The organism is Phytohabitans sp. LZ39 (genome assembly GCF_059359075.1).
Genome location: NZ_JCADBM010000035.1, coordinates 23,251 through 43,299, shown reverse-complemented (window position 1 = coordinate 43,299; position 20,049 = coordinate 23,251). Strand labels below are relative to the sequence as shown.

17 protein-coding genes are annotated in these 20,049 nt (G+C 69.7%); 7 read left to right on the top strand and 10 right to left on the bottom strand.

Annotated features, from left to right (window positions below; genetic code table 11):
* Window positions 1-212 precede the first annotated feature (212 nt).
* From AC5L36_RS41965 to AC5L36_RS41950, 4 genes are all read right to left on the bottom strand, one after another.
* On the bottom strand, window positions 213-1,085 hold the full coding sequence (locus AC5L36_RS41965) for an amino acid ABC transporter permease (RefSeq protein ID WP_441224396.1): 873 nt from the start codon (window positions 1,083-1,085) through the stop codon (window positions 213-215).
* Complete coding sequence (locus AC5L36_RS41960) at window positions 1,086-1,760, bottom strand: amino acid ABC transporter permease (protein ID WP_441224395.1); 675 nt, start codon at window positions 1,758-1,760, stop codon at window positions 1,086-1,088.
* Window positions 1,761-1,829: 69 nt separating this feature from the next.
* On the bottom strand, window positions 1,830-2,699 hold the full coding sequence (locus tag AC5L36_RS41955) for a glutamate ABC transporter substrate-binding protein (protein WP_441224394.1): 870 nt from the start codon (window positions 2,697-2,699) through the stop codon (window positions 1,830-1,832).
* 62 nt (window positions 2,700-2,761) lie between these two features.
* Window positions 2,762-3,508 carry an amino acid ABC transporter ATP-binding protein gene (locus tag AC5L36_RS41950; RefSeq protein WP_441224393.1) on the bottom strand — a complete coding sequence of 249 codons (747 nt, stop codon included), beginning with the start codon at window positions 3,506-3,508 and terminating at the stop codon, window positions 2,762-2,764.
* 157 nt (window positions 3,509-3,665) lie between these two features.
* On the opposite strand from AC5L36_RS41950, the gene AC5L36_RS41945 reads away from it, so the two are divergent.
* Entirely contained in the window at window positions 3,666-4,175 is a 510-nt protein-coding gene (locus tag AC5L36_RS41945; RefSeq protein WP_441224392.1) for a hypothetical protein, read from the top strand.
* A 37-nt stretch (window positions 4,176-4,212) separates the two neighbouring features.
* Here the strand turns inward: AC5L36_RS41945 and AC5L36_RS41940 are convergent, their stop codons facing one another.
* A complete protein-coding gene (locus AC5L36_RS41940; RefSeq protein WP_441224391.1) occupies window positions 4,213-4,491 on the bottom strand; it encodes a DUF2277 domain-containing protein in 279 nt (92 codons plus the stop codon).
* 55 nt (window positions 4,492-4,546) lie between these two features.
* Here AC5L36_RS41940 and miaB point away from each other — a divergent pair, with 55 nt between their 5' ends.
* A complete protein-coding gene (miaB, locus tag AC5L36_RS41935) occupies window positions 4,547-5,998 on the top strand; it encodes a tRNA (N6-isopentenyl adenosine(37)-C2)-methylthiotransferase MiaB (protein ID WP_441224390.1) in 1,452 nt (483 codons plus the stop codon).
* 947 nt (window positions 5,999-6,945) lie between these two features.
* Here the strand turns inward: miaB and AC5L36_RS41930 are convergent.
* The 3 genes from AC5L36_RS41930 to AC5L36_RS41920 all read right to left on the bottom strand — a co-directional run bounded on the left by AC5L36_RS41930 (window position 6,946) and on the right by AC5L36_RS41920 (window position 12,569).
* Entirely contained in the window at window positions 6,946-8,295 is a 1,350-nt protein-coding gene (locus AC5L36_RS41930; protein WP_441224389.1) for a pectate lyase family protein, read from the bottom strand.
* Window positions 8,296-8,446: 151 nt separating this feature from the next.
* A complete protein-coding gene (locus tag AC5L36_RS41925) occupies window positions 8,447-10,069 on the bottom strand; it encodes a cellulase family glycosylhydrolase (protein ID WP_441224388.1) in 1,623 nt (540 codons plus the stop codon).
* 328 nt (window positions 10,070-10,397) lie between these two features.
* Window positions 10,398-12,569: an MMPL family transporter gene (locus AC5L36_RS41920; protein WP_441224387.1), complete on the bottom strand. Its 2,172-nt coding sequence runs from the start codon at window positions 12,567-12,569 to the stop codon at window positions 10,398-10,400.
* Window positions 12,570-12,786: 217 nt separating this feature from the next.
* Here AC5L36_RS41920 and AC5L36_RS41915 point away from each other — a divergent pair, with 217 nt between their 5' ends.
* A complete protein-coding gene (locus AC5L36_RS41915; RefSeq protein ID WP_441224386.1) occupies window positions 12,787-13,404 on the top strand; it encodes a TetR/AcrR family transcriptional regulator in 618 nt (205 codons plus the stop codon).
* A gap of 679 nt (window positions 13,405-14,083) precedes the next feature.
* Here the strand turns inward: AC5L36_RS41915 and AC5L36_RS41910 are convergent.
* The gene (locus tag AC5L36_RS41910) at window positions 14,084-15,292 is read right to left on the bottom strand and encodes a DUF349 domain-containing protein (protein WP_441224385.1); all 1,209 of its coding nucleotides are present in this window, start codon (window positions 15,290-15,292) and stop codon (window positions 14,084-14,086) included.
* Between the two features lie 244 nt (window positions 15,293-15,536).
* Here AC5L36_RS41910 and AC5L36_RS41905 point away from each other — a divergent pair, with 244 nt between their 5' ends.
* The 4 genes from AC5L36_RS41905 (at window position 15,537) to AC5L36_RS41890 (ending at window position 18,486) form a co-directional block, all read left to right on the top strand.
* Complete coding sequence (locus tag AC5L36_RS41905) at window positions 15,537-16,205, top strand: class III extradiol ring-cleavage dioxygenase family protein (protein WP_441224384.1); 669 nt, start codon at window positions 15,537-15,539, stop codon at window positions 16,203-16,205.
* Window positions 16,202-17,089 (top strand): tRNA (adenosine(37)-N6)-dimethylallyltransferase MiaA, encoded by an 888-nt coding sequence (gene miaA, locus AC5L36_RS41900; protein WP_441224383.1) that lies wholly within the window; start codon window positions 16,202-16,204, stop codon window positions 17,087-17,089. Before AC5L36_RS41905 ends, miaA begins: the two co-directional genes overlap by 4 nt.
* A gap of 8 nt (window positions 17,090-17,097) precedes the next feature.
* Complete coding sequence (dapF, locus tag AC5L36_RS41895; RefSeq protein ID WP_441224382.1) at window positions 17,098-17,874, top strand: diaminopimelate epimerase; 777 nt, start codon at window positions 17,098-17,100, stop codon at window positions 17,872-17,874.
* A gap of 84 nt (window positions 17,875-17,958) precedes the next feature.
* Complete coding sequence (locus AC5L36_RS41890) at window positions 17,959-18,486, top strand: hypothetical protein (protein WP_441224381.1); 528 nt, start codon at window positions 17,959-17,961, stop codon at window positions 18,484-18,486.
* 74 nt (window positions 18,487-18,560) lie between these two features.
* Here AC5L36_RS41890 and AC5L36_RS41885 read toward each other — a convergent pair whose 3' ends face one another.
* Window positions 18,561-19,961, bottom strand: a complete 1,401-nt coding sequence (locus AC5L36_RS41885; protein WP_441224380.1) for an NAD-dependent malic enzyme — start codon at window positions 19,959-19,961, stop codon at window positions 18,561-18,563.
* Between the last annotated feature and the right edge of the window lie 88 nt (window positions 19,962-20,049).

The following is a 20,049-nucleotide window of genomic DNA, read 5'->3' as shown; positions in this document are numbered from 1 at the left end:
GCCGGGAAGAGAAACTGTGAGCTACCGCGGCGTCCGTCGTGGTCCATGCCGTTGCTCCCGCGGCCTCACCCGTCCGCTGTTGCTTGCGGCTCACCCCTATGCACCCCAAAAACGCTCCGCCGCGCTCCACGTTTCCCGGGGGCCCCGCGCAACGGCATGGACCACGACGCACATCGCGGTAGCTCAAGGAACGCGTACTCAGGCAATCCGCCTTAGCCCTGCGGCTCCACCACCGCGGCCGAGGGTGGCGCGGCCGCCTCTTCCCGGGGAGCGCGACCCTGGCGCTTGGTGCGGCGGTCGAGCCAGTTGGCCAGCAGGGTCAGCAGCGAGTTGACCACGATGTAGATGGCGGCGACGACGATCGCCGCGGCGACCACGTTGCCGTAGTTGGCGGGCAGGTCGTTGACGCCGCGCTGGAGCAGTTCGGGGTAGGCCACGATGTAGCCCAGCGCCGTGTCCTTCAGCAGCACCACAAGCTGGCTGACAATCAGGGGGAGCATCGCGCGGGCCGCCTGCGGCACAAGGATGTGCTGCATGACCTGGCCCTTGCGCATGCCGACCGCGTACGCGGCCTCGGACTGGCCACCGGGCACGGCGCGGATGCCGGCGCGGAACGCTTCGGCCAGCACCGAGCCGTTGTAGAGCGTCAGGCCGACGACCACGGCCCAGAACGCCTCCACCGGGCCGTCGATGAGAAACGGCACGCCGTAGAAGATAAAGAAGATCATGAGCAGCAGCGGCACGGCGCGGAAGAACTCGACGACCATGCCGGCCGGGACGCTGATCCACCAGTGGTCGGAGAGACGCCCGACGGCGAAGATGATGCCGAACGCCAGCGACAGCACCATGCCGGTGGCCGCCGCCTTCAGGGTCGCCCACAGGCCGGGGAGGATGAAGTCGGTCCACGTGCCAGACTTCGCGAAGGGCTCCCACAGCGGTCCGGCGAACTGGCCCTTCTCGTCGAACTTCGAGTAGACCCACCACAGCAGCGCGATCAGCGCGAGCCCGAAGACGACCGTGAGGATCCGGTTGCGCCGGATGGCCTTGGGGCCCGGGTGGTCGTAGAGAACCGTGCGGTCGCTCATCTAACGCCTCACTGCGAAACGGTTGGCTAGCCAGCCGAACAGGTAGCCGGTCGGCACCAGGAACAGCACGAAGATGCCGGCGAAGACAAGGAAGATTTCGATGACCGCGTCGCCGTTGTCGTTGATGAGGCTGCGCATGGCGTCGGATGCCTCGAGGACGCCGATCACGACGGCGACCGTGCTGTTTTTCGCCAGGGCGATGAAGACGCTGCCCAGCGGTCCGATCACCGAGCGCCCGGCCTGGGGCAGGATGATGATCCGCAGGATCTGGCTGAAGGTGAGCCCGATCGCGCGCGCAGCCTCCGCCTGGCCGGCCGGCACGGTGTTGACGCCGGAGCGAAACGCCTCGCAGACGAAGGCCGCGGTGTAGACCGAGAGGCCGATGACGCCCAACCAGAAGTTGTTGAGCTCGATGTTGTCCGAGAGTTTCAGCCCCAGCGTGGAGAAGAGGGCGAAGTAGCAGAAGACGAGGACCAGCGTCAGCGGCGTGTTGCGGAAGATGTTGACCCAGGCCGTGCCGAAGCCGCGCAGCACCGGCACCGGCGACACCCGCATCGCCGCCAGCAGGATGCCGAGCACCAGTGCGAACGCCGCCGACACGAGGGTGAGGCGGAGGATCCAGGAGAACCCGTTCAACACCAGGTCGACGTTGGCCGAGTCCTGGAAGACGTGCATGGTCCACTCCCTATTGGCGCCCAAGCGAGTGGGGCCGGCCGTCGCGGGCCGACCCCACTCCCGCGGATGTCAGCCGCAGTTGGTCAGCTTGCTGGTGTCCAGGGTCGGTGCCGGGGTGCCGCTCTTGCCGAGCGTGTTGTCCCAGGCCGCCTTGTACGAACCGTCGGTGCCGGCCGCGGTGAGGATCTCGTTGATCTTCTTGCAACCGGCCGAGTCGTCCTTCTTCAACCCGATGCCGTACGGCTCGGTCGAGAACGGCTTGCCCACCACCTTGAACTTGCCCGCGTACTGGTCCTGCGCCGCGTACCCGGCCAGGATGATGTCGTCGGTGGTCACCGCGTCGACCTGGTTACCGGCCAGCGCGGTGATGCACTTGGAGTACGCGTCGAACTGCTGGAGCTGCGCCTTCGGGTAGTCCGTCTGGATCCGCTTGGCCGGCGTCGAACCGGAGACGGAGCAGACCTTCTTGCCGTCCAGCGACTCCGGACCGGTGATGTCCGAACCAGTCGGCACCAGCAGGTCCTGACCAGCCGTGTAGTACGGACCGGCGAAGTTCACCTTCGTCTTGCGCTCGTCGTTGATCGTGTACGTGGCCACGACGAGGTCGACGGTGCCCTGCTGGATGAACGGCTCCCGGTTGGCCGACACGGTGGTCTTCCACTCGATGCCGGACTCGGGCACACCCAGCCCCTTGGCGATGATCTTCGCGATCTCGATGTCGAAGCCTTCGTAGGCCGAGCCGGTCTGTAGACCGAGGCCGGGCTGGTCGGCCTTGACACCGATCACCAGCTTCTTGTCCTTCTCGGCCTTGCCCACGATGCCGGACGCGCCGCTACCACTACCCGAGCCGGCGTCATCGCCGTCATCGCCCCCACACGCGGCGACGCCCAAAGACAGCACCGCCACCGCGGCGATGGCCGTCAAGCGCGACATACGCATTTGTTAACCCTCCTCTTTCGACGGAGCTCCCGGATCCCGGCGGAATGCTCCACAGTGGACGCTTAGTGCGTCAGGATCTTCGACAGGAAGTCCTTGGCCCGCTCGCTCTTCGGGCTGCCGAAGAACTCATCGGGTGCTGCCTGCTCGACGAGCTGGCCGTCGGCCATGAAGACCACCCGGTTGGCGGCGTGCCGCGCGAACCCCATCTCGTGCGTCACCACCACCATCGTCATGCCGTCTCGGGCCAGTGATGTCATCACGTCGAGCACCTCGCCGACCATCTCCGGGTCGAGCGCGCTGGTGGGCTCGTCGAAGAGCATCGCCTTCGGCTGCATCGCCAGCGCCCGGGCGATCGCCGCCCGCTGCTGCTGGCCGCCGGAGAGCTGGGCCGGATACTTTTCCGCCTGGCTCGCGATGCCGACGCGCTCCAGGAGCGCCATCGCCCGGTCGCGGGCCGTCGCCGGCTTCTCCTTGCGCACCTTGATCGGCCCCAGCGTGACGTTCTGGAGGATCGTCTTGTGCGCGAAGAGGTTGAACGACTGGAAGACCATGCCGACGTCGCTGCGCAGCCGCGCGAGGGCACGCCCCTCGGCGGGCAGCGGCTGCCCGTCGAACGTGATCGAGCCTGAGTTGATCGGCTCGAGCCTGTTGATCGCTCGGCAGAGCGTGGACTTGCCCGAGCCGGACGGCCCGATGACCACCACTACCTCACCGCGGTCGACCGAGAGGTCGACGTCCTGGAGCACGTGCAACGGACCGAACCACTTGTTGACTGACTCGAGCACGATGAGCGGTTCGCCCGCTGCCACTGTCGTCACCGCCCTGTAACGTCACGACTACTCTCGGTAGGCCGATTGCCTCGGCTCCGGCCACTTTAAGCGGGTCGGAGTGCGGAAAAGCCACTTACTTGGTCACGAGGGAATAACACCGGCCACGCATACCGTGCTGGACAGCCACCATCGACGTATGAAAACCCCCACCGCCATCTGGACCTGGTCGGTGGACGCCTGGATCCACCCGGTCCGGCTGTGCGCCGCTCTCGAGGCGGTACTGGCCCGTCCGGTGGTCCCCCTGGGCGCCGCCGACCCCGCCCGATTACCGGCGGATGCGGTGGTCTGCGACGTGTGGCAGACCTCGGGCGACTTTCCCACGATCGTGGAGTGCTACGGCCCACCCGCCGGCGTGATCGAGGCGGCGGTGGTCGCCGGGCTCGCCCGGCGGCTCGGCCACCGCTTTCTGGTCGCCGACGACACGCTCAACCCCGGCCGCCACCTGCTGGCCACGCCGGACGGCACGCTCCGCCCGGCGCACGTCGACGTCGCCGACACGGACGACGGCGCGGCACACTCCAACGCCCGCCCGTGCACGATCGCCACACAGCGCTGCCGGGAGTCCGAAGAGTGCCGCCAGTCGCGCTGGGAGCCCGACAGCGCCCATCGGCTGGGCTCCGGGCTCGCTCCGCTCCTCGGCCGCTAGCGCTCCTGTCGCCGGGCGTGTGGCGGCGGCCCCTGACCTAACGGCGGCCTGAGGCGGCGCGGGCCGCGCGGGCCTTTTCGCGGCGTACGTCGGGGGAGTCCGCGTTCGGGCTGGGACGCACCACAAGATCAGCGAGCAGCGTCCGCGTGGCGTCGGCCACCGCGGCGACCGCGGTCTCGAAGGCCTCGGCGTTGTGCGAGGCGGGGGTACGGAAGCCGGAGATCTTGCGGACGTACTGGAGCGCGGCGGCCTGGATGTCAGCCTCGGTGACCTCCTCGACGAACGGCTCCCGCAGGGTAACGATGCTCCGGCACATTTACGCCTCCCAGAAGAATTGGTCCCGCCCCAAGACAGTTAGTCTTGACTCTGCCATGACTACCGCACCCACCGGCAACCCGCGTACCTACGAGGTCCGCACGTACGGCTGCCAGATGAACGTCCACGACTCCGAGCGCATCTCCGGCCTCATGGAGCAGGCCGGCTATGTGCGCGCGGCCGGGTCGGACGAGCCGGACGTGGTTGTTTTCAACACCTGCGCCGTGCGGGAAAACGCCGACAACCGCCTCTACGGCAACCTCGGCCACCTGCGGCCGGTCAAGGACAAGCACCCCGACATGCAGATCGCGGTCGGCGGTTGCCTGGCGCAGAAGGACCGCGGCGAGATCGTCAGCCGCGCGCCGTGGGTCGACGTCGTCTTCGGCACCCACAACATCGGCTCGCTGCCGGCGCTGCTGGAGCGGGCCCGGCACAACTCCGCCGCCGAGGTGGAGATCCTCGAGTCGCTGGAGGTCTTCCCCTCCACGCTGCCGACCCGCCGCGAGTCCACCTACGCGGGTTGGGTGTCGATCTCCGTCGGGTGCAACAACACCTGCACCTTCTGCATCGTGCCGTCGCTGCGCGGCAAGGAGAAGGACCGCCGGCCGGGGGAGATCCTCGCCGAGGTCGAGGCGCTGGTGGCCGAGGGCGTGCTGGAGGTGACGCTCCTCGGGCAAAACGTCAACTCGTACGGGGTCGAGTTCGGCGACCGGCTCGCGTTCGGCAAGCTGCTGCGCGCCACCGGCGGCATCGAGGGGCTGGAGCGGGTGCGCTTCACCAGCCCGCACCCCAAAGACTTCACCGACGACGTGATCGCGGCGATGGCCGAGACGCCCAACGTCTGCCACCAGCTCCACATGCCGCTCCAGTCCGGCTCCGACGCGGTGCTCAAGGCGATGCGCCGGTCCTACCGGGCCGACAAGTACCTCGGCATCATCGAGAAGGTGCGCGCGGCCATGCCCGACGCGGCCATCACCACCGACGTCATCGTGGGTTTCCCTGGCGAGACGGAGGAAGACTTCGCCCGGACGCTCGACGTCGTGCGCGCGGCCCGGTTCGCGGGCGCCTTCACCTTCCAGTACTCCAAGCGTCCCGGCACACCCGCCGCCTCGATGCCCGACCAGCTGCCCAAGCAGGTGGTGCAGGAGCGATACCTGCGGCTGATGGCGGTCGTCGAAGAGGTCACCTGGGCCGAAAACAAGGCGCTCGTCGGCGAGACCGTCGAGGTGCTCGTGGCGGTCGGCGAGGGACGCAAGGACGAGCGCACCGGCCGCATGTCGGGCCGCGCGCGAGACGGGCGGCTCGTGCATTTCGCCACGGACGGCATTGAGCCGAGGCCGGGCGACATCGTGCACACCGTCGTGACGTACGCGGCACCGCACCACCTCAACGCCGACGGCGCGCCCCTGCACCACCGGCGCACCCGGGCCGGCGACGCGTGGGAGTCGGGCCGGGCCCCCCGCACACCGGGCGTACTGCTCGGTATGCCCGCCGTCCGTCCTAGCTAGAAACCTTTCGCGGCCACGGTCGCCGCCGTTGCTCCCGCGGCCTTGCCCGTCCGCCGCTGGTCGTGCTTACCCCGGCGGCTGCGCCGGGCCTGACGGCTCCGGCTGGGTAGGTGCGCGCGGGATGCGTTTGCTCTGCTTCCCTGGAGTGGCCACCCGCATTCGGCCCGCCGCCACCCGCGGAGGCCCGCCGCATAGCCGACCGTCAAATGACCTCCGGAACGCGACACTAGAGCCTTTTCGGAGTCGAGGTAACCGGGCCGCTAAGTTCCTTTTAGGACAAAGATTTGAGCTACCGCGATGTCCGTCGTGGTCCAGACCGCTGCTCCCGCGGCCTCACCCGTCCGCCGCTGGTCGCGCTCACCCCGTCGGGCCGCCGCGACGGTCGCTGTTTGTCCACAAATGCCTGCTCCCGGATCGGCGCTCTGGGAAAGCAACAGCGGTTTCGTCGCCGCGGGTAACCGCCGCGGCGGTGTGAGCGGCGCGAGATTCCAGATCTCGGAGAGTTAGGGCGCTATTTCCACCCCAACTCTCCTAGATCTCGAAGTCCCGATCCCTGGGCTGGTGACGCTGCGTCAGGATGGCGGAGGTAGGCCCCGCGAAGACTCCCTTCGGGGCTTGTCTCGCGGACCTGGCAGTGGACGGCCGGGGATTTCGGCTCGCCCCGCGAGCCGCCGGCCGGGAGCGGTCCCCGCGGGAGCGTACGGTCTCCAGCTGACGCGGACCGGGGGAAATCTGCCGGAGCGCCGCCACGCGCGTAACCCGACTCCGAAAGCTCTTCAGATCTCCCCCCGCCGGTGGCGCGCGGGGGTGAGCGCGACCAACGGCGGACGGGTGAGGCCGCGGGAGCAGCGGTCCGGACCACGACGGACATCGCGGTAGCCCAAATCTCTTTGGTCAAATGGGTTTCGGGGCCGGGCTGGCCGAAGCCACCCCGACCCCGAAGATCTCTAGATGCTGATCCGGCCGGCGCCGGCGCCCTGGGAGACCAGGTTCTTGACCGCGCTGGCGGAGTCCATCGAGTACGCGTACGGGATGCCGGCCACGCTGCCGCCGGTCTGGCCCGAGCCCGAGTTGACGAAGTGGTTGTTGCGGGCCACGAGCGATCCCGGACCCGAGTCGCCCTCACCGAGGTGGAACGGGTCGTCGGTGTTCTCGAAGTAGTTGCCCTCCACGAGCACGCCCGCGCCCTCGGTGGACGCCACGCCGTAGCCGCCGACGTTGCTGTAGAAGTTGTTGTACACGTGCACCGGGTTGCCGAAGCGCACGCGCGGGTGCCGCTGGTTGCTGCCGTCGAACCAGTTGTGGTGGTACGTGACGCGCAGGTGCCCCACGTCCTGGCTGGCGTTGTCGTCGCTGTGCCCGAGCAGCATCGACTTGTCGTGGCCGAAGACGCGGTTCCACGACACGGTCACGAAGTCGGAGCCGCGCTTGATGTCGACCGCGCCGTCGTACCCGGCGGTGAAGCTGTTGTGGTCGATCCAGATGTTGGTGGCCGACTCCTGGATGTTGATCGCGTCGTCGTCCCAGCCGCGGAAGGTCAGGTTGCGGATGATGACGTTGCGGTCGCCGTTGACGTTGAAGCCACAGCCGGCGATCGTCGCGCCCGCGTTCCCGATGATGGTTTTGTTGGAACGGACCCGCAGCATGCCCGAGCACGAGATCGTGCCGGAGACCCGGATGACCGAGGCGCTGGTCGACCCGAGCGCGCTGGTCAGCGCGGAGGCCGAGGTGACGGTCGTGGTGGCCGCGTTGCCGCCGCCGGTGGTGCCGCCGTTCTGGGTGGCCCAGCCGACCAGCCCGGCGCCGCTGCCACCGGGCGGTTGGGTCGGCGGGGTGCCGGTGGTGGGAGAGGTGCCCGGCGTGGTCGGGGTGGCGCTGCCGGTGCAGGCGGTGCCGTTGACCGCGAAGCTTGTCGGCGCCGGGTTGGTGCTGTTGTTCCACGACCCGTTGAAGCCGAACGAGGTGCTCGCGTTGGTGGCGAGGCTGCCGTTGTAGCTGGCGTTCTGGGCGGTCACCTGGCTGCCGCTCTGCGTCACGGTGGCGTTCCACGCCTGGGTGACGGTCTGGCCGGCGGAGTACGACCAGGTGAGCGTCCAGCTGGTGATCGGGTCGCCGAGGTTGGTGACGGTGACGTTGGCGCCGAAGCCGCCCTGCCACTGGTTGCTGACGGTGTAGCCGACCCGGCACCCGGCCGCGGCCTGGGCTCCGGTGGCGGCGATGACGACGCCCGTCGCGGAGAGCGCGGCGGCCGTGGCGGCGGCGGTGCACAGCGCGATGCGGCGCCGTGTATCGAACATGGTTGTCTCCTGGGCTTCGTGTGGGGGCGCTGCCCATTCGCCCACGATGTCCGGCTCTGCGCTCGCAGCCCGGAGGCAAGCGCTTTCCCATGAAAGCATGAACCAGGGCGCCACTCAAGACCGTCAATGAGTAGCGCCCTGGTTCGTTGCGCTATGCCGTAGCTGTACAGGTGGCGCCGTTGAGGCGTACGTTCCCCGGCGGACTCGCGGTGCCGTTGGCGGTGAAGCCGATCGTCACCGAGCTGCCGGCGGGCAGCGACGGGCTCCAGGTCGGCGCCGCCGCGGTAACGGTCGTGCCGCTCTGGGTGACCGTGGCGTTCCAGCCGCTGCCGAGTGTCACCCCGGACGGCCAGGTCCAGGCGACACTCCACGGGTTGGCCGCGCTACCGCTGTTGTTGCGCACGGTCACGTTGCCCTGGAAGCCGCCCTGCCAGGCGTTCGTCTGCTGGTACGTCACCTGGCAGCCGAGCGGCCCATTGGTGGTGGGCGGTGGTCCGGTGGTGGTGCCGCCGGTGGGCCCGCTCGTGGTGGGGCTGGTGGGCGTGCCGCCGCCGACCGGCGGGATCAGGTACGGCTGGAGGATCGCCTGCTTCTCCGTGTTGATGTTGGTCCAGTCGTCGAGCGCGATGCCGCCGGTGTCACCCGAGTTCGGGTTCCACGACCAGTACGTGAACGACATGCCGTCGACGCCCGTGCCGGTGTAGCGCATCAGCTCCTGGAGCCACACCTTGTCCTTCGGGTCGGCCAGCGTGCTGCCGAACTCGCCCATCATGATCGGCGCGACGTTCTGCTTGTAGAGGTAGCCCCAGAAGCCGTCCCAGAGCGCCGGCATGTTCGCCGGGTAGTTGGGCTCGTCGAACCAGTCCTGGTGGAAGACCGAGATCGCGTACTCGTGCGGCGAGTAGACGAGCCGGTTGGCGACGTTGAGCCGCACCGGGAACTCGCCGGCCTTGGACAGGTTGCCGCCCCACCAGCCACAGCTCTCGTCGTTGCTGGGGTCGCCGTCCCACACGTTCGACAGGCCGCCGCTGGGGCAGCTCACGCCTTCGACGAAGATCAGCCAGTTGGGCTGCACGCCGAGGATCGCGTTGCCCGCGCGCTCCGCGGCGAGGCGCCAGTCGCGGCTCTCCACCCCGCAGCCCCAGCAGGCGCCGGTGGCGTTGGGGTTGGTGCCCTCGGCGTGCGGCTCGTTGTGCAGGTCGGCGCCGATGACGGTGGTGTTGCCCGCGTACCGCTGCGCCAGCATCCGCCAATCGGCGATCCAGGTCGCCTCTGACACGGTGGGGGTGTACCAGAGGGCGGACTGTCCAGCCGCCGTCGGGCGGTGCCGGTCGAGGATCACCCGCATGCCCTTGGTGCCGGCGTAGTTGATGACCTTGTCGAGGATCTGCAACGGCGTGTTGCCGACCAGGTCCGGGTTGACGAAGTCGTTGATGCCGGTCGCGGTCGCGCCGGCCTTGAGGGCGTCGTTCGAGAAGGGGATGCGCAGGGTGTTGTAGCCCAGGCTGGCCATCTTGTCGACCTGGTTGCGCCAGGGGTTGTTGGACCACAGGCCGTGGAACGTCTTGTTGTCGGTCTCCATGCCAAACCAGTTGATGCCGGTCAGGCGTACCGTCGCGCCGGTGCTGTCGACAATCTTGTTGCCGCTGGTGCGCAGGTATCCGGTGCCGGTGCCCGCCGCGTGCGCGGCCGGCGCCATGGCGATGGCGACCAGAAAACCAGCGGCGGCGGTGGTGGCGACGGCGAGGGCGCTCGCGAGCGCTCTGCGGGACATTGCCAGGGTTCTCCGTTCAAAGGAATGCAGCGTCGAGGAAAGAACGTTGCCCTGGCTCCAACGGCCATTCTGATCCTTGTAAATGTCCTCGTCAAACCCTCAAGCCCAAAGATCAAGATTTGGGCTACCGCGACGTCCGCCGTGGTCCAGACCGTCGCTCCCGCGGCCTCACCCGTCCGCTGTTGGTCACGCGCACTGGTCTTGCTTCGCGGCATGCGCTGACGCGGACCCGGGACCTGGGTCTGCCTAGGTCTGCCGGCGGAAACGAAAGCGGTGAGGGCTCCCCGACCCGCCGTCGGGGAGCCCTCACCATTGGGAGGAGGAACAGCTAGTGCGTGCCGGCCGTCACCGGCTCGCGCTCGGTCGTCGGCTGGCCGTGCCCGCCGGGCGCGTCGCCGTGGCCGGGCCACCAGGCGGCGTGGCCCAGCAGCGCGGTCACGCTCGGCACCAGGAACATCGACATGACGAACGCGGAGATCGCGATGCCGATCGAGACCGCGAAGCCCATCTCGCTCAGGAACGCGATGCCCGCCAGCATCATCGAGGCGAACGTGCCGGCCAAGATGAGTCCCGCCGAGGCGACCGAGGGGCCGCCGTGCTCGACGGCGAGGTCGGCGGAGGTGCGCGGGTCGTTGCCGAGTCTCGCCTCCTCGCGGAGTCGCGCGATCATCAGGATGTTGTAGTCGGTGCCGATGGCTACCACGAAGAGGTACAGGATCGTGGGCAGCATGAACGACAGGCCGGGCCGGCTGCCGATGCCCTGGAAGACGAGCACCGTCGCGCCGAGCGTGCTGAAGAAGCCGAGCACCACGGCCAGCATCAGGTAGATCGGTGCGACCAGCGCGCGCAGCAGCAGGGCCAGGATGATCGCGATCAGCGCGCCCGCGACCGGGAAGATGACCCACAGGTCGCGGGTGTTGGCGTCCCGGATGTCCGCGAAGATCGAGCTCGCGCCGCCCACGTACGCGGTGGCGCCGGATGGAACGTCGGCGTGTGCCACGTCGCGCAGGCGGTCGCCGGCGAGGTCGAGCGCCTCGGTGGAGTACGGGCTGGTGGCGAGCAGCAGGTTGATCTGCGCCGCCGTCCCGTCCTGGCTCACCGCGGCGCTCGCGCCACCCGGAGCGGGCATGATGCCGCCGACGCCGGGCACCTCCTTGAGCTTGTTCGCGTACTGCTCGAGCGTCGCCGGGTCGAGCCGCCCACCGCCGTCGGCGCGCAGGTACACCGTCGTGGGGTTGAGCGCGCCCGCTGGGAAGCCGGTCTGGAGGTCGCGGAAGCCCTGCGACGACTCGGTGTCCTCGGGCAGCTGGGCGGTCTGGTCGTAGTCGGTGGCCATGCCGAGCGAGCCGAGCGCGAGGGCCACCATGAAGAGGCCGGAGACGACCGCCACCACGGCCGGCCGGCGGCCGACGAACCTGCCGATGCCCCGGAAGACGCTGCCCCGTGGCGTCTTCTGCCACGCCTTGGACGGCCAGAAGACGCGCGGCCCGAGCAGCGACACCACCGCCGGCACCAGCGTCACCGACGCCAGCGCCATCACCGCGACGGCGATGGAGAGGCCCGGCCCGAGGCTGCGGAACGCGCCGAAGATGGCCAGCAGCAGCGCCATGAACGCGATGATGATCGCGGCCGCCGCCGAGGCGATGACCTCGCCGACCCGCGCCACGGCGCTGACCAGCGCGTCCTTCTTGTCGTCGCCGGCGCGCAGCCGCTCGCGGTAGCGGAATAGGAGGAACAGGATGTAGTCGGTGCCGACGCCGAACAGCACGATCGTCAGGATGATCTGTAGTGACTGGTCGACCTGGAGGTCGGTGGCCTTGGCGACGAGCGCGATCAGTCCGGGGGAGATGGCGCTCACGATGCTGACCGTGACGATCGGCAGCAGCGCGGCGACCGGGCTTCGGTAGATCACCAGCAGCAGCACGATGATGAGCACGATCGTGGCGATGCCGACGATCGTCAGCGCGTTTTCGAACGCGTCCTGGTTGTCCAGCTGCATGGCCACGTCGCCGGTCACCGCGAGCGTGAGCGGGCTGCCGGCCACCATCGGCTTGACCGTGTCGCGGATGCGCTGCACGGAGTCGAGCACCTTCTGGTCGTCGGCCAGCCCCTGGATGCCGATGCTGATCAGCTGGACCTGTTTGTTGGGGGAGACCGCCTCGGGGCCGGTTACCACGCCGGTGACCTTCTCGATGTCGGCCGACTGCACCGCGGTCGCCAGCTCGCCGACCTTGGCCTGGTCGGCCTCGGTCAGCGGCTGGTTGTCGGTGCGGCGTACGACCACGGTGGCCGTGGAGTCATTGGACTGCGCGAACTTCTCCTCCGCCAGCTCCTGAGCCTTGACCGACTCATAGCTGTTGGGCAGGAAGTTTGCCTGGTCACTCGTGGTCACGTCGGCCAGCGTCGGCGCGAACACGACGACACCCACCGCCGCGATCACCCACGCGAGGATGACCTTCCACGGGTTGTAGACGACGAAGCGTCCCAACCGTTCGAACATGACTCCCCCTCAGTCAGCCGTTCGGTCCTTACCGTCCGGCAAGTAGATGTCTACCTGCCGCACGGTAGATAAGATCTGAGCGTAGAGCAAGGACTTTTCGCGCGTATGACCAAGCTCGCATCAAGATGATGCGGGAGGCGCGCTGAGAGACTGCTGAGAGTGCGTAACGCGCCTGTTGCTGGGTACGATCGGCGCGCGTCTAGGAGGTGCACGACCCGTGGTCGCTGACGACACCAAGGCCCGGATCCGTGCCGTGGCGATGGAGCTTTTCGCCTCCCAGGGCTACGAGCGGACCAGCCTCCGCGAGATCGCCGAGCGGGTCGGCATGACCAAGGCCTCGCTCTACTACCACTACCCCTCGAAGCAGGCGCTGCTGCTGGCGCTCATCCAGCCGCTGGTCGACGAGTGGCGCCACGAGGTCGAGGCCGCCGAGCGCGAGCCCTACGGCCCGTCGACTGTGCGCGTGGCCCTCGGCCGCATGATCGACACGATGATCCGCCACCGCGCCGCGTGCGGGATCGTCATGCGAGACACCCCGGCGCTCGCCTCGGTCAAGCCGATCCTCCAGGAGATGATGCAGGTGGCCAGCCAGCTGCACACCTGGCTGGCCGGCCCGCACCCGACCGACGTCGACCGGATCAGGGCGATCGCCGCGTCCGAGGTGCTCGGCGGCGCCGTGTCATCGGTGGTCACGGTCGCCGAGGTCTCGCCGGTCCTGCTCCGGCAGACGCTGCTCGACTGCGCCATGGGCGTGCTGGGCATGGACCGCGAGCCGCCGCCGGACGCGCCGCCACCCGTCGGCAGCCAGCGCGTCCCGGTAAACCAGCACGCCTAGCGAGAGCGTCGCCGTCGGCCCCGATCCAGACCCACGATCACGAAACATTGAGCTACCGCGATGTCCGCGGTGGTCCATGCCGTTGCTCCCGCGGCCTCACCCGTCCGCTGTTGGTCGCGCGTCGGGCTCAGCCAGCGTGTGTGCCGCCGGCGGCGACCGCGCCCCAGGTCCCGCGCCTTTGCCGCGCGGTAGCCGCGGCCACAGGCGAAGGCGGGGGGCACCGCGTGACAACGGCGGAGGGCAAGGCCGGGGGAGCAGCGGTCCGGACCCGATGCCACTCACCTGACCTGGACATTCCGAAGCGCGCGGATGACAGGACCGGCAAGAGCATAGATTTCCCGCCCGCACAGGGTGGGCCGGCTTCGCCGGCCACCGTCTGTGACGCGGCCTCAGCAGGCTCAGGTAAGAAACTTCCGGATCTAGGAGAGTTAGGGCTGATATGGCGCCCTAAGTCTCCAAGATCTCGAATTTGGGCCGCGTACAAGGCGGCAGCGGTTACTCAGGGCGACGAAGCCCTGTTTGGGATCGCCCGCCGGCTGTTCGGAAACATGCCGCGACCGAACGCGAGGATGAGCCGCGGGAGCGGCGGACCAGACCATGGTCGACTTGCGGTAAGTGGCATTGGGTCCAGACCACCGCGGCCGTCGCGGTAGCCCGAATCTTGTCTCTGATCTGGGAGTTAGCTTGCCTGCTCGGCCAGCTTGAGGAACTGACGCTTTGACTCCAGGGCCTTTTCCGCCTCGCGGATGCGCTTGGCGTCGCCCGCGGCGCGCGCCCTATTGAGCCGCTGCTCAGCCTCGGCGACCTGGTCGCGCATCTGGGCCAGCAGGGGGTTGGCCGACGGCTCGGTGCGCCGCCAGGCCGACTCCATCGCCTGGCGCACCTTGTCGTCGACCGCGCGGAGCCGGCGGTCGAGGCCGGCGGCCGCCTCGCGCGGCACCCGGCCGGCGTCGTGCCACTGGCCCTGGATCTCACGGAGCCTGGCCTGCGCGGCCCGCGGGTCGGCGTCGACGTCGATCGCCTCGGCCTGGGCCAGCAGCTCCTGCTTGCGGTCGAGGTTTCCGCGCTGCTCGGCGTCGCGGGCCGAGAAGACCTCGCTGCGCCGGGTGAAGAACGCGTCCTGCGCCGCCCGGAACCTCTCCCACAGCCGCTGCTCGGCCTCCTTCGAGGCGCGGGGTGCGGCCTTCCACTCGGACATGAGCTCCTTGAGGCGGGCGGCCGTCGGTGCCCAGTCGGTCGACTCGGTCAGCGACTCGGCCTCGACGACGAGCGCCTCCTTGGCGCCCTGTGCCTGCTTACGCTGCGCGTCGAGCGTCGCGAAGTGCGCGCCCCGCCGCCGGGTGAAGGAGTCACGGGCGGCCGCGAAACGCTTCCACAGCTCGCCGTCGGTCTTCTTGTCGACGCCGCGGATCGTCTTCCACTCGTCGAGGATCTCCTTGAGCCGGTCGCCGGCCGTCTTCCAGCCGGTGGACTCGGCGGCGAGCTTTTCCGCCTCCTCGACCAGGGAGGTCTTGCGGGCCAGCGCCTCGGCGCGGGCGGCGTCGCGGGCGGCGCGGGCCTCGCCGGCCTTCTGCTCGGCCAGGCTCGCCAGCTTGTCGAGGCGCGCGCAAAGACCGTCGATGTCGCCGACCACGTGCGCCTCGGCGAGCTCGGTGCGGAGCCGCCGGACGCTCGCCAGCGAGTGGGCCGCGTCGGCGGCGCCCGAGTTGAGGCGGGCCTCGACCAGATTGACCTCGGTGACCTTGTCGGCGAACCTCCGGGCGAAGTGGGCCAATCCCTCCTCCGGTGGGCCGGCCTGCCACGACCCGACCACTCGCTCGCCCTCTGCCGTCTTGACGTACACCGTGCCGTCGGCGTCCACTCGACCGAAGGCGGTCCAGTCGCTCATGTGCCCATCCTCGTTCTCCCGGCGCCGTCGGGCGGGGGTTACCCGGCGGCTACCGCCACAGCGCAGTATGTTTGCAGCGGAGTATCTCCCGGCATTGTCACAGGTCCAACCCGGTCCGCGTCGAGCGCTAAACGTTGACCGTGACCATACGGTGTCCTTGGTTGGCTTGCGCACGACACAGTTAGGTCGCCGCTACCGTGTGACCGTGCCATTGGTCGCCGCAGCGGTCTGTCCGCATCCGCCCATGATCGTCCCAGAGATCGCCGGTGGCGCGGCTCCCGAGCTCGACCCGCTGCGGGCCGCGTGTGACACGGCGGTGCGGCGGCTCGCCGCTTCCGGCGCCCGTTCACTGGTGGTCCTGGGTAGTTACACATCGACGATGGACTATAGCTTTCCGGTGCGGGTCTCGTTTTCCCGATGGGGCCTGCCCGAGCCTCCGGGCGAGCCGCCGTCGTTGCCGCTCAGCCTGTCGGTCGGCGCGTGGCTGATCAATCGGGCGTTCGTGCCGGTTCCGCCGGTCATCCGTAGATTCGCCACGATCGCGGAGTCCGCGCCGGTCGAGGAATGCGCCGCGCTCGCCGACGACCTCGGGTCCGACGAGCCCTGGGCGCTCCTCGCGCTGGGCGACGGTTCGGCCCGCCGCGGCACGGGTGCGCCGGGATACGACGACCCGCGCGCCGTCCCGTACGACGAATCAGTCGAACAGGCCCTGGCCACCGCGGACCTGGACGTTCTGCGCGGTCTGGACCCCGTGCTCGCCGCGGAGCTGATGGTCGCCGGGCGCGCGCCCTGGCAGGTGCTGGCGGCGGCCGCGGCGGGCGGCACCTGGCGGGCGCGCCTCGACTACGCGGCCGCGCCCTATGGTGTGGCCTACTTCGTCGCGTCGTGGGAGCGGGAGTGGGAGCGGGCATGACTGTGATCGCCGTGGTGGGGCCGACGGCCGCGGGCAAGTCGGCGCTCGGCATCGCGCTCGCCCACGCGCTCGGCGGCGAGGTCGTCAACGCCGACTCCATGCAGCTCTACCGCGGGATGGACATCGGCACGGCCAAGCTCACGCCGGACGAGCGCGAGGGCGTGCCGCACCACGTGCTCGACATCTGGGAGGTGACCGAGCCGGCGAGCGTGGCCGCGTACCAGCGGGTGGCCCGCGCGGCCGTCGACGACGTGCGGGCGCGCGGCCGGGTGCCGATCCTGGTGGGCGGCTCGGGGCTGTACGTGCGGGCGGTGCTGGAGGAGTTCGAGTTTCCCGGCACCGACGCCGACCTGCGGGCGTCGCTCGAGGCCGCGCTCGCCGCCGGCGGCCCGGGCCCGCTCTACGAGCGCCTGCGCGCCGCCGACCCCGCCGCGGCCGCGAAGATCCTCCCCACGAACGGGAGGCGCATCGTGCGGGCCCTCGAGGTGATCGCGCTGACCGGCGCCCCGTTCACCGCCTCGCTGCCCGACCCCAAGCCCTACTACGACGCGGTGCAGATCGGCGTCGACCGCACCGACCTCGCTACGCGGGTGGAGGAGCGGGTGGACGTGATGTTCGCCGCGGGGCTGGTGGCGGAGACTTTGCTTCTCACCGAGCGGGGACTCAGGGAGGGGCGGACGGCCAGCCGGGCGCTCGGCTACCAGCAGGTGCTCGCCCACCTCGCCGGCTCGCTCTCCCTCGAGGAGGCCCGCGCCGAGACCGTCCGTGCCACCCGCCGCTTCGTACGGCGGCAGCGCACCTGGTTTCGCCGCGACCCCCGTATCGCCTGGCTCGACGCCACGCGCCCGGATCTGGTGGAGGCCGCGTTGGAGATTGCGGGATGATGGGTGGCGTGCGATTCCTGAAGGGCCACGGCACCGGCAACGACTTCGTCATCCTGCCGGAGGGCACGCCCGAGCTCACACCCGAGTTCGTGGCCGCGGTGTGCGACCGGCGGCGCGGCATCGGGGGCGACGGCGTGCTGCGCGTGGCGCGCTCGGCACAGTCCGGCGTCGAGTGGTTCATGGACTACTGGAACTCGGACGGTTCCCTGGCCGAGATGTGCGGCAACGGTGCGCGCGTCTTCGCCCGTTACCTCGCCACCGCCGGCCTGGCGGCCGGCACGGTGCCGATCGACACCCGGGCCGGCGTCGTGCGCGCGGTGATCGGTGACGAGACCATCAGCGTCGACATGGGCCTCCCCAAGGTGTACGGGGAGAGCAGCGCTCGCGTCGGCGCCCTCCAACTGCCCGGCGTGGCGGTCGACTGCGGCAACCCCCACCTTGTGTGCGCGCTGCCGGCCGCGGTGCCGCTCGACGCGCTCGACCTGCACCTGGCGCCGGAGCACGACGAGCAGTTCTACCCCGCCGGGGTCAACGTCGAGTTCTACGTCCCGGTCGGTGACCTGCACGTCCGCATGCGCGTGCACGAGCGCGGCTCCGGCGAGACCCTCTCGTGCGGCACCGGCGCGGTGGCCGTCGCGGCGGTGGCGCTCGCGAACGCCGGGCGCGACACCGGCAAGGTGACGGTCGACGTCCCGGGCGGCCGGCTGACGGTCACCTTCGACGGCGCCGCGTGCCACCTGGCCGGACCCGCCGTGATCGTGGCATCGGGGGAGCTTTCACTCTGACCACTTGATCGATGTTGGTCGAGGTGCCAGACTGCACGCTTGGGAACGCTCCCACTGACTGCGATCAATCTCGGAGGTCGACCGATGCGCTGGACCAGCGGTGTGCTGTTCGGTGTCGCTGTCCTGGCGTTCGCCACCGGCTGCAACGGCCCGCAGGGCGACAACGCCGGCCCGCCCGGCGGCGTACCCTCGGCGTCCGCGCCCGCCCCGGTGGAGGGCACCCCGGTGCCCAACGGCCCGAACGTGCAGGAGGCGCTCGACGTCGCCAACAAGCAGTTCGAGATGCTGGCCAACGGCAACTGGGCCGGCGCCTGGGGCTTGTGGACGGAGTCGGCCAAGAAGCAGGTCGGGCAGAAGGACTTCGAAAAGGTCAACAAGACCTGCCCGGCCCAGAAGGGGCAGAAGATCGAGCTCCAGGACGTGCGCCCGGTGAACATGGAGCTGGTCGAGCTGACCTGGCGCCAGGGCGACAAGGTGGGGCACAGCGCGCTACGCCAGGCCGGCGGCAAGTGGCAGTACGAGCCCGCGAGCGAGACGCTGGTCGAGTACGCCAGCGGCGCCGACGCCGCGATAGCCAAGCGCAAGTCGTCCAACCTGTGCCCGGCGGCCTAACCGCGACCACCCGCGGAGCTAGAGCCCGCGGGAGCAACGGCGGGCGACCAAAAGCGGACGCGGGCAAATAGGCCTCAGCTCGAAGAGGGACGCCCGGCCTCCCGTACCGCCGCGGCCACCGCCGGCGCGACGCGCGGGTCGAAGACGCTGGGAACGATCACGCTGGGGTTGATCTTCTCCTCGCCCACGACGTCGGCGATCGCCCTCGCGGCCGCCAGCGCCATCTCCTCCGTGAACTCCTCGGCGTGCGCGTCCAGCATGCCGCGGAAGACGCCGGGGAAGGCGAGCACGTTGTTGATCTGGTTGGGCTGGTCGGAGCGGCCGGTGGCCACGATCGCCGCGTGCTTGCGGGCCTCGCGGGGGTCGACCTCGGGGTCGGGGTTGGCGAGCGCGAACACGATCGAGTTGGGCGCCATCGCCGCGATGTCGTCGCCGGTCAGCAGGTTAGGCGCGCTCACGCCGATGAAGACGTCCGCGCCGCGAAGCGCGCCGGGCAGGTCGCCCGAGTACCCGCCGGAGTTGGTGTGCTCGGCCAGCCACCGCCACGACGGGCTCATGTCGGCCATGCCGCGGTGGAGGGCGCCGAGGCGGTCGTACGCGATGATGTCGCCCACACCCTGGCGGAGCAGGAGCTTCATGATGGCCGTGCCCGCCGCGCCGGCCCCCGAGACGACGACCCGCACGTCTTCGAGGCGCTTGCCCACGACGCGCAGCGCGTTGGTGAGCGCGGCCAGGACGACGATCGCGGTGCCGTGCTGGTCGTCGTGGAAGACCGGGATGTCCAGCTCCTGCCGCAGCCGCTCCTCGATCTCGAAGCACCGCGGCGCGGCGATGTCCTCCAGGTTGATGCCGCCGTACGCCGGCGCGATCGCCTTCACGATGCGCACGATCTCGTCGGTGTCCTGGGTGTCGAGCACGACCGGCCACGCGTCGACCCCGCCGAAGCGCTTGAAGAGCGCCGCCTTGCCCTCCATCACCGGCAGCGCGGCGGCCGGGCCTATGTTGCCGAGGCCGAGCACCGCGGTGCCGTCGGTGACCACCGCCACGGTGTTGCGCTTGATGGTGAGGCGGCGGGCGTCGGCCGGGTTTTCGGCGATGGCGAGGCAGACGCGGGCCACACCCGGCGTGTACGCGCGGGACAGCTCGTCGCGGTTGCGAAGCGCGACCTTCGAGTTGACCTCGATCTTGCCGCCCAGGTGGAGCAGGAACGTGCGGTCGGAGACCTTGTGCACCTCGACGCCGGGCAGCACCTCGAGCGCCTTGACCACCTGGTCGGCGTGGGTGGAGTCGGCGGTGTCACAGGTGATGTCTACGGTCACCCGCACGTGGTCGGAGTCGACCACGTCGAGTGCGGTGACGACCGCGCCGGCCTCGCCGACGCACATGGTCAGCCGTCCGATCGCCGATGCGTCGGCGGTGACGCTCACCCGGACGGTGATGGAGAAGCCGGCGCTGGGCAGGCGGGTCGTGGGCACAGTATCCCTTTCGACTTTGAACGGGTAAGGCCATTTGTACTCCGGCGGAGACTGGGCATTTAACCCAGGTGCGTTCGAGCGATGCTCG